At 60.3% G+C, this 12,789-nt stretch carries 15 protein-coding genes; 9 read left to right on the top strand and 6 right to left on the bottom strand.

What is annotated here, in order from left to right; all coding sequences use genetic code 11:
• Positions 1–11: 11 nt before the first annotated feature.
• Genes ACR0JA_RS12120 through argH form a run of 5 tightly spaced genes read right to left on the bottom strand, consistent with a single transcriptional unit; the run spans position 12 to position 5,635 of the window.
• Positions 12–2,555 (bottom strand): TIGR02302 family protein, encoded by a 2,544-nt coding sequence (locus ACR0JA_RS12120; protein WP_480574730.1) that lies wholly within the window; start codon positions 2,553–2,555, stop codon positions 12–14.
• Positions 2,556–2,591: 36 nt separating this feature from the next.
• Positions 2,592–3,857, bottom strand: a complete 1,266-nt coding sequence (lysA, locus tag ACR0JA_RS12115) for a diaminopimelate decarboxylase (protein WP_480574728.1) — start codon at positions 3,855–3,857, stop codon at positions 2,592–2,594.
• A 50-nt stretch (positions 3,858–3,907) separates the two neighbouring features.
• Positions 3,908–4,057, bottom strand: a complete 150-nt coding sequence (locus tag ACR0JA_RS12110) for a hypothetical protein (RefSeq protein ID WP_480574726.1) — start codon at positions 4,055–4,057, stop codon at positions 3,908–3,910.
• Between the two features lie 7 nt (positions 4,058–4,064).
• Positions 4,065–4,247: an argininosuccinate lyase gene (locus tag ACR0JA_RS12105; protein ID WP_480574723.1), complete on the bottom strand. Its 183-nt coding sequence runs from the start codon at positions 4,245–4,247 to the stop codon at positions 4,065–4,067.
• The gene (gene argH, locus ACR0JA_RS12100; RefSeq protein WP_480574720.1) at positions 4,247–5,635 is read right to left on the bottom strand and encodes an argininosuccinate lyase; all 1,389 of its coding nucleotides are present in this window, start codon (positions 5,633–5,635) and stop codon (positions 4,247–4,249) included. Before argH ends, ACR0JA_RS12105 begins: the two co-directional genes overlap by 1 nt.
• 22 nt (positions 5,636–5,657) lie before the next feature.
• Between argH and ACR0JA_RS12095 the strand changes: the two genes are divergently transcribed.
• The 9 genes from ACR0JA_RS12095 to yddG all read left to right on the top strand — a co-directional run bounded on the left by ACR0JA_RS12095 (position 5,658) and on the right by yddG (position 12,610).
• Positions 5,658–6,224, top strand: coding sequence for a TlpA disulfide reductase family protein (locus ACR0JA_RS12095; protein ID WP_480574717.1), 567 nt, complete (start codon positions 5,658–5,660; stop codon positions 6,222–6,224).
• Between the two features lie 92 nt (positions 6,225–6,316).
• Complete coding sequence (locus tag ACR0JA_RS12090) at positions 6,317–6,646, top strand: hypothetical protein (protein WP_480574714.1); 330 nt, start codon at positions 6,317–6,319, stop codon at positions 6,644–6,646.
• Positions 6,647–6,706: 60 nt separating this feature from the next.
• Complete coding sequence (locus ACR0JA_RS12085; protein WP_480574711.1) at positions 6,707–7,093, top strand: hypothetical protein; 387 nt, start codon at positions 6,707–6,709, stop codon at positions 7,091–7,093.
• On the top strand, positions 7,090–8,061 hold the full coding sequence (locus tag ACR0JA_RS12080; protein WP_480574708.1) for a sterol desaturase family protein: 972 nt from the start codon (positions 7,090–7,092) through the stop codon (positions 8,059–8,061). Before ACR0JA_RS12085 ends, ACR0JA_RS12080 begins: the two co-directional genes overlap by 4 nt.
• 89 nt (positions 8,062–8,150) lie before the next feature.
• On the top strand, positions 8,151–8,342 hold the full coding sequence (locus ACR0JA_RS12075; protein WP_480574705.1) for a hypothetical protein: 192 nt from the start codon (positions 8,151–8,153) through the stop codon (positions 8,340–8,342).
• Between the two features lie 101 nt (positions 8,343–8,443).
• On the top strand, positions 8,444–9,277 hold the full coding sequence (locus ACR0JA_RS12070; protein ID WP_480574702.1) for an EAL domain-containing protein: 834 nt from the start codon (positions 8,444–8,446) through the stop codon (positions 9,275–9,277).
• Positions 9,278–9,470: 193 nt separating this feature from the next.
• A complete protein-coding gene (locus ACR0JA_RS12065; protein ID WP_480574699.1) occupies positions 9,471–10,646 on the top strand; it encodes an acetyl-CoA C-acetyltransferase in 1,176 nt (391 codons plus the stop codon).
• A 187-nt stretch (positions 10,647–10,833) separates the two neighbouring features.
• Complete coding sequence (gene phbB, locus ACR0JA_RS12060) at positions 10,834–11,556, top strand: acetoacetyl-CoA reductase (RefSeq protein WP_480574696.1); 723 nt, start codon at positions 10,834–10,836, stop codon at positions 11,554–11,556.
• Between the two features lie 187 nt (positions 11,557–11,743).
• The gene (yddG, locus tag ACR0JA_RS12055) at positions 11,744–12,610 is read left to right on the top strand and encodes an aromatic amino acid exporter YddG (protein ID WP_480574693.1); all 867 of its coding nucleotides are present in this window, start codon (positions 11,744–11,746) and stop codon (positions 12,608–12,610) included.
• Here the strand turns inward: yddG and ACR0JA_RS12050 are convergent.
• On the bottom strand, positions 12,607–12,771 hold the full coding sequence (locus ACR0JA_RS12050) for a YdcH family protein (protein WP_480574691.1): 165 nt from the start codon (positions 12,769–12,771) through the stop codon (positions 12,607–12,609). The genes yddG and ACR0JA_RS12050 overlap by 4 nt on opposite strands.
• Between the last annotated feature and the right edge of the window lie 18 nt (positions 12,772–12,789).

The following is a 12,789-nucleotide window of genomic DNA, read 5'->3' as shown; positions in this document are numbered from 1 at the left end:
CGCGTTACGCGTCAGAACCGCTCCAACAACCGTTTGAGGTAGTCCAGTTCAATTTGCGGCCGGTCGGATTCTCCGGTCCGGCGGCGAATTTCATCCAGCAACTCGCGCGCACGGCGATAGACATCTTCGCCTTGCAGAAGGTCCTCTTCGGTTGAGATCGACCCGGCAGACCCCGGATTGCGGCCCAGCGGGTCACGGCTGTTGGCCTGCATGTCGCCGTCCTGCGTGCCCTGCCCCGGTTGGTTCTGTTGGTTCTGCGCCAAGGCCTCGCCCAGAGAGCGCATGCCTTCGCGCAGGGCCTCCATCGCCTCGGACTGGCGGTCGATTGCTTCGGCCAGATCGTCACCGCGCAAGGCGTCCTCGGCTTCGTCCATGGCGCGGCCCGCGCGGCCCAGCGCCTCGCGCGCAGCATCGCCTTCGGGCGTTCCGGCACCCGGCAGGCCTTGTTGCTGACGGTTGAGTTCGTCACGCAGGGCTTGTTGTCGGTCTGCCAGCGATCCCTGGCCCTGCTGCCCTTCGCCAGCCTGATCCTGACCCTGGCCTTGACCACCTTGGCCTTCGTGGCTCTGCCCGCGGCCCTGACCGCCGGACTGACCCTCGTTGCCCTGACTCTCGCCTGCTTGCGCGCCGGGGTTGAACTGTTCCTGCAGGTCGCGGAATGCCTGATCGCTGAGGCCCTGCTGTTCACGCAGCGTTTCGGCCAATCCTTCCATGGCCTGCTGTCCTTCGGACTGGCCACCCTGACCCTGTCCCTGCGTGACGCGCATGTTCTCCATCATCTGTTGGAACTCTTCCAACGCCTGCTGCGCCTCGGCCATGCGGCCTTGTTCCATCAGTTCCTGAATGCGGTCCATCATGCGTTGCAGATCGTCTTGTGTCATCTGCATGGTTTCGCCGTTCGGTCCTTGCTGACCGTCCTGCGTTTCACCGTTTTCCTGCGCCAGACGCTGCAATTGGCGCATATAGTCCTGCGTGGCTTCGCGCAGCTCCTGCATCAGTTCAGCGATCTCTTCGTCGCTGGCCCCGTTCTGCATCGCCTCGGTCAGACGTTCTTGCGCCCGGCGCATCCGCTCCAGAGCGTCGGCAAGGGTGCCATCCTCGATCAGCACCGCGAGATCCCACAGCGCTCGCGCAATTTCTTCCTGCTGCTTTGGCTTCAGATCGTATCGCGTAAATGTTTCCAAGCGGCGCAACAGCACGCGTAGGCGCAGATAGGCCGTATCCGAGCGAAACAGGCCTTCGGGCCGGTGCGAGACCGCCCGCAGCAATTGCGCCACCCGAGCGGCATTTGTCTTGGACCACAGCAGGTCGCGGCGCTGTTCGATGACTGCCGCTGCCAGCGGATCAAAGAAACGTCGCGCGGGCAAAGCCGTCTTGTAAGGCTCCGACGACGCGGTCTGATCGGCATCGTCCACCACCTGCAGCGTGATCGTGACCGGCAGGTGCGCCCAGGGGTGCTGCGAGAAATCTTCGATCAGGTCTTCGGTGAAATCTGACCGGTCTCCGGTGATGGGCATCGGCAACTGAACCTCAATCACCTCACGCGGTTCGGGGTCGACTTTCAGCCCAAAACGCCTTTCGACCGCATCCAGATCCAGCGTGATCTCTGCGGAACCTGACACGACGCCATAGTCGTCGTTGGCCGCAAACGGCAGCTTCATTTGCCCGCCCGCCTCGGCCTCGGCCATACCCGCCACGGCGATCTGGGGGGCTTCGTCTTCCACGACGCTCAAGACCCAGTCGCGCCCTGCCGGGCCTTCGATGCGCATCTGGCCTGAGCGCTCGGCGATGAATTCCTGCTCGGGCTCGGCAGCCGCCTCGGCGCCGGTGGTCGAAGCTGTCTCGGTCAACGTATGCGCCCCAACCTCGCCATAGAATCGCAAGGTGATACGGCTGCCCTGTGGCACAGACAGTGTCGGGTCGTCCTGATCTGCTAGATACAATGTCGGCAGGCCGGTATAGCGCGGCGGTTCAACCCAGCCTTCCCAAGTGGGCCCCTGACCGGCAACTGCAGCACCGGGGGTCATGTCTGCGACCGACCCGATCCGCCAGAATGACCCGAAGAGCGTCGCAACCACCAGCGCCAGCATCGCCGCATAGCGCAACGCATATGGGTCGCGGGACGCCAGCCGCAGATCAGGCCGGACCGGCCCGGCCTGCGCTGCCCGGGTTGCCATACGCGCCTGATGCGCCCGCCACAGCGCCACCGAATCCGCGTCCATCGCGCCAATGGCCTGATCGTCCATCAGGGCCTGAATCGGGCGCCCGGGAAGGGTTTCATCCAGCCGTACAAGGGCGTCGGCCCGGGAGGGCAGACGGAATCGACGCACACCAAAACCCAAAGCGCCCAGCGCTGACGACACAGCAAGCGCGCCCGTAACCCAGACGGTTTCGACGCCAACCGCGTCTTGCAGTCCCAGCATCAGCGCCGCCAGAACTACCATCAGAATCGAAAAGAAGGGCCAGAACGCGCGCAAAACCTGTTCGGCCAACATTCCCGCATGGGTAAGCCACACGGAAAGTCGCGGAATGGGCAGGTTCGGTTTGTCGGTCAAGGCAAGCCTCCGGGTCGGGCCCGCGCGCCTATCGCGTCAGAGCCACGAGGGTATGGTATCGCGGTTTATGATTTCGTCAAAGCTTGGCCGTTCACGAATAACTGCAAATTGATCCCCATGCACCAGCACCTCTGGGATCAGCGGTCGGGTGTTGTATTCGCTGGACATCACCGCGCCATAAGCACCGGCACTGCGAAACGCCACCAGATCGCCCGGTGTCAACGGGGGCATATTGCGTTGCTTGGCAAAGGTGTCGCCCGACTCGCAAACTGGACCGACGATGTCATAGGGCTGTTGTTCGACACCCGGTTCGGGTTCCTTGACGGCAACAATGTCGTGGTGTGCCTCGTACATTGCAGGGCGGATCAGGTCGTTCATCGCCCCGTCCAGAATCAGGAAATCGCGGCCTTCGCCTGATTTCACATAGATCACCTTGCTGACCATCAGACCCGCATTGCCCGCGATCAGGCGGCCTGGTTCGATTTCGATCTCGCAATCCAGATGGCCCAGGGTCTTCTTGATCAGGGCACCATATTCCACCGGCAGCGGCGGCGCATCGTTCGCGCGGGTATAGGGGATGCCCAAGCCACCGCCCAGATCCAGACGGCGAATATTGTGCCCTTCGGCACGCAGTTGCTCGGTCAGTTCAGCGACCTTGGAGTAGGCCAGTTCAAACGGCTCCAACTCGGTCAGTTGCGAACCGATATGAACGTCGATCCCGATCACTTCCAACCCCGGCAGGCGGGCGGCAAGCGCATAGACTTCTGAGGCGCGCGATATCGGGATACCAAACTTGTTTTCGGATTTGCCGGTGGCAATCTTGGCATGTGTCTTTGCGTCCACATCCGGGTTCACCCGCACGGTGATCGGCGCGACCTTTCCCAATTCCAAAGCGACCGCATTGATCACTTCCATCTCTGGTTCGGATTCGACGTTGAACTGACGGATGCCGCCGGTCAGCGCGGCACGGATTTCGTCCGCTGTCTTGCCGACGCCCGAAAACACGATCTTGTCGCCCGGAACACCCGCAGCCTTGGCACGCAAATATTCCCCGCCCGAGACAACATCCATCCCTGCACCGGCCTGCGCCAGCGTCTTCAGGATTGCCTGATTGCTGGCCGCTTTCATCGCATAGCAGACGAGATGATCGGTACCTTCCAAAGCGTCATCAAAAAGCTGAAAATGCCGCAGCAGAGTGGCCGTCGAATAGACATAGAACGGGGTTCCGACCGCAGCGGCGATTTCGGAGATTGGGACATCTTCGGCGTAAAGCGCGCCGTCGCGGTAGAGAAAGTGATCCATAGCAGCGCGCTTAGACCAAAAGAGGCATACGGATCAAATGATTCCGCGCCTCACCCGCCAGTAGACACGCCAACCCGGCCATAGCCCGAGATCGAAACGCCTGAGCCGCTGGATCTGGCCTCGGGTTCCGGGCGCGGATTGCCGGCCGGTTCACAGGCTGCGAGCAGAGCAAGCACCAAGGCTGCGCCGATGAGCTTCATTCTGCGTTCACAAACCCAAATAGACGCCCAGCCCGCCACGGCTCAGCCCAAGGCCAACACCGCCGTAAGAGCCGCTTGTGCCAATCCCAACATTGGCGCTCATCGTCGGTTGAATGGGTTCGCCATCTGCGCCGCATCCGGCCAGCGCCGCCGCAGCGGCAATCAACAGTACCACGCGTCGTATCTGCATTACACCAGCGCCTTCCACCGCTTGACTTGGGCCCGCACTTGATCGGGTGCCGTACCACCATAGGACTGGCGCGAGTTTACCGAATTTTGCACGGTTAGGACAGAAAAGACGTCGTCGGTGATATCTGCATGGACCGTTTGCATATCCTCAAGCGCCAGATCAGGCAGGTCGCAGCCCTTGAATTCGGCCATCGCAACCAGCGATCCGGTGACATGATGTGCATCGCGGAACGGCAGGCCCAGCACCCGCACCAGCCAGTCGGCCAGATCGGTCGCGGTCGAGAAGCCGGAACCGGCAGCGGCGGCAAGGCTGTCGCGGTTGGCTGTCATGTCCTTGACCATGCCCTCCATCGCGGCCAGCGCCAACATCCAATTGTCGGCGGCGTCAAAGACCTGTTCCTTGTCTTCCTGCATGTCCTTCGAATAGGCCAGAGGCAGGCCTTTCATCACCATCATCAGGGCAGTATTCGCCCCATAAATGCGCCCGACCTTGGCCCGGATCAGCTCGGCCGCGTCGGGGTTCTTCTTCTGCGGCATGATCGACGAGCCTGTCGAGAAGCGATCTGACAGCGTCACAAAGCGGAACTGGGCCGAGGACCAGATCACCAGTTCCTCGGCAAAGCGTGACAGGTGCACGGCGCAGATCGATGCGGTGGACAGGAATTCAAGCGCGAAGTCGCGGTCGCTAACCGCATCCAGCGAGTTCGCGGCGGGTCGGTCAAAGCCCAGCGCCTCGGCTGTCATCTGACGGTCGATGGGGAAAGAGGTACCCGCCAGCGCAGCAGCGCCCAAGGGGGATTCGTTCATCCGGGCACGCGCGTCGCGCACGCGAGACAGATCGCGACCAAACATCTCGACATAGGCCATCATGTGGTGGCCCCATGTCACCGGCTGCGCAGTCTGCAAATGGGTAAAACCGGGCATGACCCAATCGGCCCCGGCCTCGGCCTGCGCCAAAAGCGCGCGGATCAGCGCCAGCAGACCGGTTTCCGCCGCATCGAACTGATCACGGACCCACAGTTTGAAGTCGGTCGCAACCTGATCATTTCGGCTGCGGCCCGTGTGCAGACGGCCCGCGGGCTCACCAATGACCTCTTTCAGGCGCGCTTCGACATTCATGTGAATATCTTCCAGCGCGGTCGAGAACTGAAACGCGCCGTTCTGTATTTCTGACAAGACTGTGAGCAGCCCTTCCCGAATGGCCTGCGCATCACTATCAGTAATAACGCCTGTGGCAGCCAGCATGGCGGCATGGGCGCGCGAGCCTGCAATGTCCTGGGCTGCCATCCGCTGATCGAACCCGATCGAGGCGTTGATCGCCTCCATGATCGCGTCTGGACCGGCGGCAAAGCGGCCGCCCCACATCTGGTTCGAGGATTGATCGGTCATGTTGCAAAAACCCGGAGTTGATATGCGCCTATTTCGTCTGATCCCCCTTTATATGGCCCTTGCGCTGGGTGCAAACGCGGCTTTGGCCACCGACGCGGAAACACTTGGACCGCTGCGTGACGGCAGCCTGAAACGGTTGATCCTGCACAAAGAGCCAAAGCCCGTCGAACCGGTTGCCTTCGAATTGGAGGATGATGGCGGCACCGCAACGTTGGCGGACTATAAGGGTAAATACGTCCTGCTGAACTTCTGGGCCACGTGGTGTGCGCCGTGCCGCAAGGAAATGCCGCAGATTTCCGAATTGCAGGAAGAATTCGGCGGCGACAAGTTCGAGGTTCTGACATTGGCCACCGGACGCAATTCACCCGCCGGGATCAAGAAGTTCTTCGACGAAAACGGCATCACCAACCTGCCGCGGCATCAGGACCCTAAACAGGCGGTCGCGCGGGAAATGGGTGTCATCGGCCTGCCGATTACTGTCATCATCGACCCCGATGGCAACGAAATCGCGCGTCTGATCGGTGACGCCGAATGGAACTCGGACAGCGCCAAGGCGATTGTGTCGACCCTGGTCAACGCCAACAGCTGACGCCCCAAGCGGTCAGGACAAAAATGTGCTATGCTGAGACCGGCCCCGATTGGGCCGGTTTTTTCTTTGCGACATCAGAAGGGAAGACGGCCATGAAACCGGTTGTTCTGCTGATTGGAAAACTGCCCAACGTGATCGGCGACGTCGCGCAACAGCTTGACCATATGCCGATCCAATGGCTGGGAGCGCATGATCCCGATGAGGTCCGGCGTCAACTGGACGCCGAACCGCGCATCGCCTGCGCCATAATGGGTGCTGGTCTTGATGACTCGGTCCGGGGCGAGATGGTGGGTATCATAGCTGCCCGTCGGCCGGACATCTGCATCCATCTTAAGGATCGCGCCTCGGGACCCGCGGGCCTTGGCCCGTTCGTGCAAAGGGTGGTGCAACACGAGATTGTCGAACGGGTCGAAGGCACCTGACGCCACGCCACCTTTGACAGTCCCCCGCCCGCTTTGCACTCTGCGCGTGGGGAGGTCGCGATGCCGCTTGAGATACTCTTAGTTCTGGTGGTCGGCGGCATAGCCGGCGTCACGGCGCTATTGCATCTGACCGGACGGTCGCGGATACGCGCTCTGACGCCCGAAGAGGCCCGGACCGAATGGGTGCGGCATTTCCCAGATGATGATGTGATCGACCTGACCATCTCGCATGACGGTCATACAGCTCTGGTCCGCACCAACACCGGTGCCGGGCTTTTGTGGGCCTTGGGGGCAGACACTGTAGCCCGCCACCTGCTGGATTTCGACTGGATCGAACATCCCGACGGTTTCGAGGTTCAGTTTCACGAGTTCGGAACACCCCGGGCCATTATCCGCCTTGATGAGACCGAGCGCCGTCATTGGCGCCACCTATTGGAGCCCGCATGACCGACGCCGTAAATTTCCCCGACGCCGTGCAATGGGCCGTCCCCTTCTTCATCGCCGCGATTCTGGCCGAGTTCCTGTGGATCGCACTCAAGGGCAAAGGCGGTCGGTATGAGACCCGCGACGCCGTGACCTCACTGATCATGGGAGCCGGGAATATCGCGTCAGGCTTTCTGCTGGGCTTCATCGCTTGGGCATTCTTCATGTGGCTGTGGCAGATCACGCCGTTGAACCTCGGCACCTCGATCCCGGTCATTATCCTGTGCTTTGTGTTGGACGACCTGCGCTATTACTGGGTGCACCGCTTTGGCCATCGCATTCGTTGGGTCTGGGCCAGCCATGTGAACCACCACAGCTCGCAGCACTACAACCTGACAACAGCGTTGCGGCAGACCTGGACCTATACGTTCACCTTCATGATGGTGGTTCGAGCGCCTCTGATCCTGCTGGGCTTTCATCCGGCGATGGTGCTGTTTGTCGGTGGCCTGAACCTGATCTATCAATTCTGGATTCACACAGAGGCCATCGGCAAGATGCCTCGCTGGTTCGAAGCGGTGATGAACACGCCCAGCCATCACCGTGCCCATCATGGGCGCAACGCGCGCTATCTGGATTGCAATTTTGCTGGTGTGTTCATCATCTGGGACAAGCTGTTCGGAACCTTCGTGCCCGAACAGGAAGATGACCGCGTCGATTATGGTCTGGTGCACAATATCGGCACCTTCAACCCGCTGCGCGTCGCCTTTCACGAGTGGGTTGGCATCTGGCGTGATGCTACGCAACCGGGCCTCAGCCTGCGGCAGCGGCTGGCCTATTGCTTTGCGCCGCCGGGGTATAGTCATGACGGCAGCCGCGATAATTCGGCCCAGATCAAGGCCAAGCACCTCGCCCGAAATCCACAGGATCGCGGAACGCCCGGATTTGAGCAATTTGACGCCACCGCGCCTTCTTCACGGGCGAAACAGGTCTAAATAACGCCCAAATTTTCTGACAAGTGTTGAAATTACTGCCCGATGCGCCATATCGGGCGAATGTTCCTATTTCTGAGTATCGCATTGAGATGACACGCTTAACGACATTTTCGACCGCAACAGGCCTATCTGGTCTGATCCTTGCCATGCTGACTGCGCTGAACCCCGAGGCCCCTGCGGCCCTTCTGGCCCTTGGTTTTGGTCTTATGGTGCTCGGGCTGGTGGGTGCGCTGTTCGGAGCCGCATCCGCGCTAGGGCGCGCGTGGCAATCGACACGCTGATCCCAAACGGCGTTGCCGCGCTTTTTTCGCAATTTTTTAACCGCAGATTCACCTGTTTGACCTGACACTGAGGCGGAATTGGCTCAACAAACGGTGCGTCCATGCGGGACAAGAACATCCAAGATCTGCCCGAAGGATCAGACAGCCCTTTGAACGCGGCGGTCACGGCCCGGGATCGCTCGGCGGTGCTTATGGCGACCGACGCGGTCAAACACAAACAATGCAAGCTGGCGTTTCAGCCCGTGATGCAGGCGCGCGCGCCGCACAACGTCGCCTTCTACGAAGCTTTCATTCGCGTTTTGGACGAAACCGGACGGGTGATCCCCGCGCGCGAGTTCATGCCGCAGGTCGAGAACTCTCCGATCGGGCGGGATCTGGACTGCGTCGCATTGGAAAAAGGCCTGCGAACCTTGCGGCACAATCCCGATATCCGGCTGTCGATCAACATGTCCGCCCGCTCTATCGGATATGCCCGGTGGTCGCGCGTGCTGGACCGATTTTTTAGGAAGGACAACACGCTGGGCGAACGGTTGATTCTGGAGATCTCGGAAAGTTCGGCCATGCAGGTCCCGGAGCTGGTCACAGATTTCATGGACCGGCAGCAGGCGCGCGGCATCGCCTTTGCGCTGGATGATTTCGGCGCCAGCAATTTCAGTTTCCGCCACTTCCGCGAGTTTCTTTTCGATGCCGCCAAGATCGATGGGCAATTCGTGCGCGGAGTCAGCGAGAACCCTGACAATCAGGCACTGGTCCGCGCCCTGATCGCGGTTGCACGGGAATTCGAAATTCTTGTCACCGCCGAATCGGTCGAAACAAAAGAAGATGCCGAATTTCTTGTCGCCAACGGCGTTGACTGTCTGCAGGGTTACCTGTTCGGCGCGCCTTCGGTCACACGGCCTTGGGTCCAGGAAAACAACGCCAAAACCGCCAGTTAGCACACTGTTTGCCAACGCGACACTTTGCCACTTGGGGCTGTGAGACAAGCTGTCCATTGCTGCACGTGCAGCGTTGAGGTATTCCAGAACGCACACAAGCGGGGATCACGGGGCGCTTATGTTGCATCAGGGATGTTCTCTCATGCACGCCGCTGGGTCTTCGGCTGGACCATGACGGTAAAGGATTGACTATATGACCAACGTAGTAATCGCATCCGCTGCACGCACGGGTGTCGGCAGTTTTGGCGGTTCTTTTGCGAACACCCCCGCACATGATCTGGGCACCGCCGTTCTCGAAGCGGTTGTGGACCGCGCCGGGGTCGAAAAGGCCGAGGTAAGCGAAACCATCATGGGTCAGGTCCTGACTGCCGCCCAGGGTCAGAACCCCGCGCGCCAGGCGCATATCAATGCCGGTCTGCCGCAGGAAAGCGCAGCCTGGGGCATCAACCAGGTCTGCGGCTCGGGCCTGCGCGCCGTTGCGCTGGGCGCACAGCACATCCAGTTGGGCGATGCTGAAATCGTTGCCGCCGGTGGTCAGGAAAACATGACCCTTTCGCCCCATGCCGCCGCATTGCGCGCCGGTCAGAAAATGGGCGACATGAAATACATCGACACAATGATCCGTGACGGTCTGTGGGACGCTTTCAATGGCTATCACATGGGCCAGACTGCGGAAAACGTCGCGGAAAAGTGGCAGATCAGCCGCGACATGCAGGACGAATTCGCCGTCGCTTCGCAAAACAAGGCCGAGGCCGCGCAAAAGGCCGGCAAATTCGCGGATGAGATCACGCCATTCACCATCAAGACCCGCAAGGGCGATATCGTGATGGACAGCGACGAATACATCCGTCACGGCGCGACCATGGAGGCCATGGCCAAGCTGCGCCCCGCCTTCACCAAGGATGGCTCGGTCACGGCGGCCAACGCATCCGGTCTGAACGACGGTGCTGCCGCGACCCTGCTGATGTCGGCCGAGAACGCCGAAAAGCGCGGGATCGAACCTTTGGCCCGTATCGCATCTTACGCAACCGCTGGTCTGGACCCGTCGATCATGGGCGTTGGCCCGATCTATGCTTCGCGCAAGGCGCTGGAGAAAGCGGGCTGGTCGGTTGACGATCTGGATCTGGTCGAAGCCAACGAAGCCTTCGCGGCACAGGCCTGCGCTGTGAACAAAGACATGGGCTGGGATCCGTCGATCGTGAACGTCAACGGCGGTGCGATCGCCATCGGTCACCCGATCGGTGCCTCGGGCTGCCGGGTTCTGAACACGCTGCTGTTCGAAATGAAACGCCGCGACGCAAAGAAAGGTCTGGCGACCTTGTGCATCGGCGGCGGCATGGGCGTTGCCCTTTGCGTGGAGCGCGACTAAGTGCTTTGATAATTCAATAGAAAAGGGCGCCCGACTGGCGCCCTTTTTTGTTACAATTCGACCCTAATACTGTGATGCGACGATATTGATGACTGGAAATGCCAATTTGACCGCGAAACAATATTGCGCATCGCTTTCTCTCAGAGTAACAGCATTACCAAGCCGACTAAATTTGGAGGATTCCTAAATGGCACGTACAGCACTCGTCACCGGCGGCTCTCGCGGCATCGGCGCAGCAATTTCCAAGGCGCTCAAGGCCGAAGGTTACAATGTTGCGGCCACGTATGCGGGAAATGATGAAGCGGCGGCTAAGTTCACCGAAGAAACCGGCATCGCCACTTACAAGTGGAACGTCGGCGACTATGACGAATCCAAAGCGGGCATCGAAAAGGTCGAGGCCGAAGTTGGCCCGATTGACATCGTGGTTGCAAACGCAGGCATTACCCGCGACGCACCCTTCCACAAGATGACGCCGGAACAATGGCATCAGGTGATCGACACCAACCTGACCGGTGTTTTCAACACCGTTCACCCTGTCTGGCCTGGCATGCGCGAGCGCAAGTTTGGCCGCGTCATCGTCATCAGCTCGATCAACGGACAGAAGGGCCAGTTCGCTCAGGTGAACTATGCCGCGACCAAGGCGGGCGATCTGGGTATCGTCAAGTCGCTGGCGCAGGAAGGCGCGCGTGCGGGTATCACTGCCAATGCGATCTGCCCCGGCTATATCGCAACCGAGATGGTCATGGCGGTGCCAGAAAAGGTGCGCGAATCCATCATCGGCCAGATCCCGGCCGGTCGTCTGGGTGAACCGGAAGAAATCGCGCGCTGCGTGGCGTTCCTTGCGTCGGACGATTCGCAGTTCATCAATGGCTCGACCATCTCGGCCAACGGTGCGCAGTTCTTCGTCTGAGCCAGAGCAACTAGAATAGTCGAAAGGCCGGTCCCTTGGGATCGGCCTTTTTTTGCGGCATCCAGCCAATTCCAAAACCCTGCCTCAAACCGGGGAATTCGAGGCGCGATTGCGGACCGCGATTGAAACCGCCCCGCAAATCTCGGATGAATTCAGGGCTACTCTCACCAATGAGGATTGATTCCCAATGACAAGGATGGGCGCAACTGCCGTTGGATTCGTCGCGGTCTTGCTGTGGTCGCTGCTGGCCCTGTTCACGGTCGGGTCCGTGCCGACACCGCCCTTGTTGCTGAACGCGATCTGTTTTTCGATCGGAGGTTCGTTGGGGTTGATTTGGGTTGTCGCAACTGGCGGGCTCACGCAGCTTCGTCAGGTTTCATGGGTAACCTATCTGTTCGGCGCGATTGGTTTGTTTGGTTACCACGCGTTGTATTTCTCTGCTCTGCGCATGGCCCCAGCGGCCGAAGCCGGGCTGATCGCTTATCTCTGGCCTTTGTTGATCGTGCTGTTTTCGGGCCTGTTGCCGGGTGAGACTCTGCGCGTTGGGCATCTTTTGGGTGCATGCCTGGGCTTTGCCGGGGCCGCCGTGATCATCGGCGGCGGCGGCAGCGCAGGATTCCAGGCCCAGCACTTGCCTGGCTACGGGCTAGCCCTGCTATGTGCGTTGACGTGGTCAGGTTATTCGGTTCTGTCGCGACGCTTGGGGGATGTACCGACCAGCTCGGTCGCTGTGTTTTGCGTGGTTACGGCCATCGCATCATGGGGGTTACACTTTGCGGTCGAGGAAACCGTTTTGCCCAGCAGCGCGCTTGGCTGGGCGTCGGTGCTGGCCCTGGGGCTTGGGCCCGTCGGATTGGCCTTCTATGTCTGGGATATCGGGGTGAAACGCGGCGACATTCAGATTTTGGGCACGGCATCCTATGCGGCCCCATTGCTGTCTACACTGGCGTTGGTACTGGCCGGGTTCGCCGCCCCGACCTGGGGTCTTGCGATCGCGGCCCTGTTGGTGACCGGCGGGGCGGCGATTGCCGCACGCGCCAGTCTGAAGTCCTAGTTTGAAAGGCGCTCAATTTCTTCCTTGAGCTTCAGCTTCTGTTTTTTCAGCTGGGCGATATGGAGATCGTCGATGCCTGGCGAGCGTTGGGCTTCTTCCACTTGGAGACCGAGATTTTCATGCTTCTTCTTCAGTTCCGTCAGATGTGCGCTCACGCTCATGGCGATCCTCCTTTTCTG

Source organism: Ruegeria sp. AM4 (genome assembly GCF_056540665.1).
The sequence above is the reverse complement of the archived record's forward strand: the minus strand, read 5'-3'. Positions and strand labels throughout refer to the sequence as shown.

What these genes read in the sequence shown, in the direction of transcription:
- lysA (WP_480574728.1), bottom strand. Translation starts at nt 3,857, where the DNA reads ATGGATCACTTTCTCTACCGCGACGGCGCGCTTTACGCCGAAGATGTC.
- ACR0JA_RS12110 (WP_480574726.1), bottom strand. Translation starts at nt 4,057, where the DNA reads ATGAAGCTCATCGGCGCAGCCTTGGTGCTTGCTCTGCTCGCAGCCTGT.
- ACR0JA_RS12105 (WP_480574723.1), bottom strand. Translation starts at nt 4,247, where the DNA reads ATGCAGATACGACGCGTGGTACTGTTGATTGCCGCTGCGGCGGCGCTG.
- argH (WP_480574720.1), bottom strand. Translation starts at nt 5,635, where the DNA reads ATGACCGATCAATCCTCGAACCAGATGTGGGGCGGCCGCTTTGCCGCC.
- ACR0JA_RS12095 (WP_480574717.1), top strand. Translation starts at nt 5,658, where the DNA reads ATGCGCCTATTTCGTCTGATCCCCCTTTATATGGCCCTTGCGCTGGGT.
- ACR0JA_RS12090 (WP_480574714.1), top strand. Translation starts at nt 6,317, where the DNA reads ATGAAACCGGTTGTTCTGCTGATTGGAAAACTGCCCAACGTGATCGGC.
- ACR0JA_RS12085 (WP_480574711.1), top strand. Translation starts at nt 6,707, where the DNA reads ATGCCGCTTGAGATACTCTTAGTTCTGGTGGTCGGCGGCATAGCCGGC.
- ACR0JA_RS12080 (WP_480574708.1), top strand. Translation starts at nt 7,090, where the DNA reads ATGACCGACGCCGTAAATTTCCCCGACGCCGTGCAATGGGCCGTCCCC.
- ACR0JA_RS12075 (WP_480574705.1), top strand. Translation starts at nt 8,151, where the DNA reads ATGACACGCTTAACGACATTTTCGACCGCAACAGGCCTATCTGGTCTG.
- ACR0JA_RS12070 (WP_480574702.1), top strand. Translation starts at nt 8,444, where the DNA reads ATGCGGGACAAGAACATCCAAGATCTGCCCGAAGGATCAGACAGCCCT.
- ACR0JA_RS12065 (WP_480574699.1), top strand. Translation starts at nt 9,471, where the DNA reads ATGACCAACGTAGTAATCGCATCCGCTGCACGCACGGGTGTCGGCAGT.
- phbB (WP_480574696.1), top strand. Translation starts at nt 10,834, where the DNA reads ATGGCACGTACAGCACTCGTCACCGGCGGCTCTCGCGGCATCGGCGCA.
- yddG (WP_480574693.1), top strand. Translation starts at nt 11,744, where the DNA reads ATGACAAGGATGGGCGCAACTGCCGTTGGATTCGTCGCGGTCTTGCTG.
- ACR0JA_RS12050 (WP_480574691.1), bottom strand. Translation starts at nt 12,771, where the DNA reads ATGAGCGTGAGCGCACATCTGACGGAACTGAAGAAGAAGCATGAAAAT.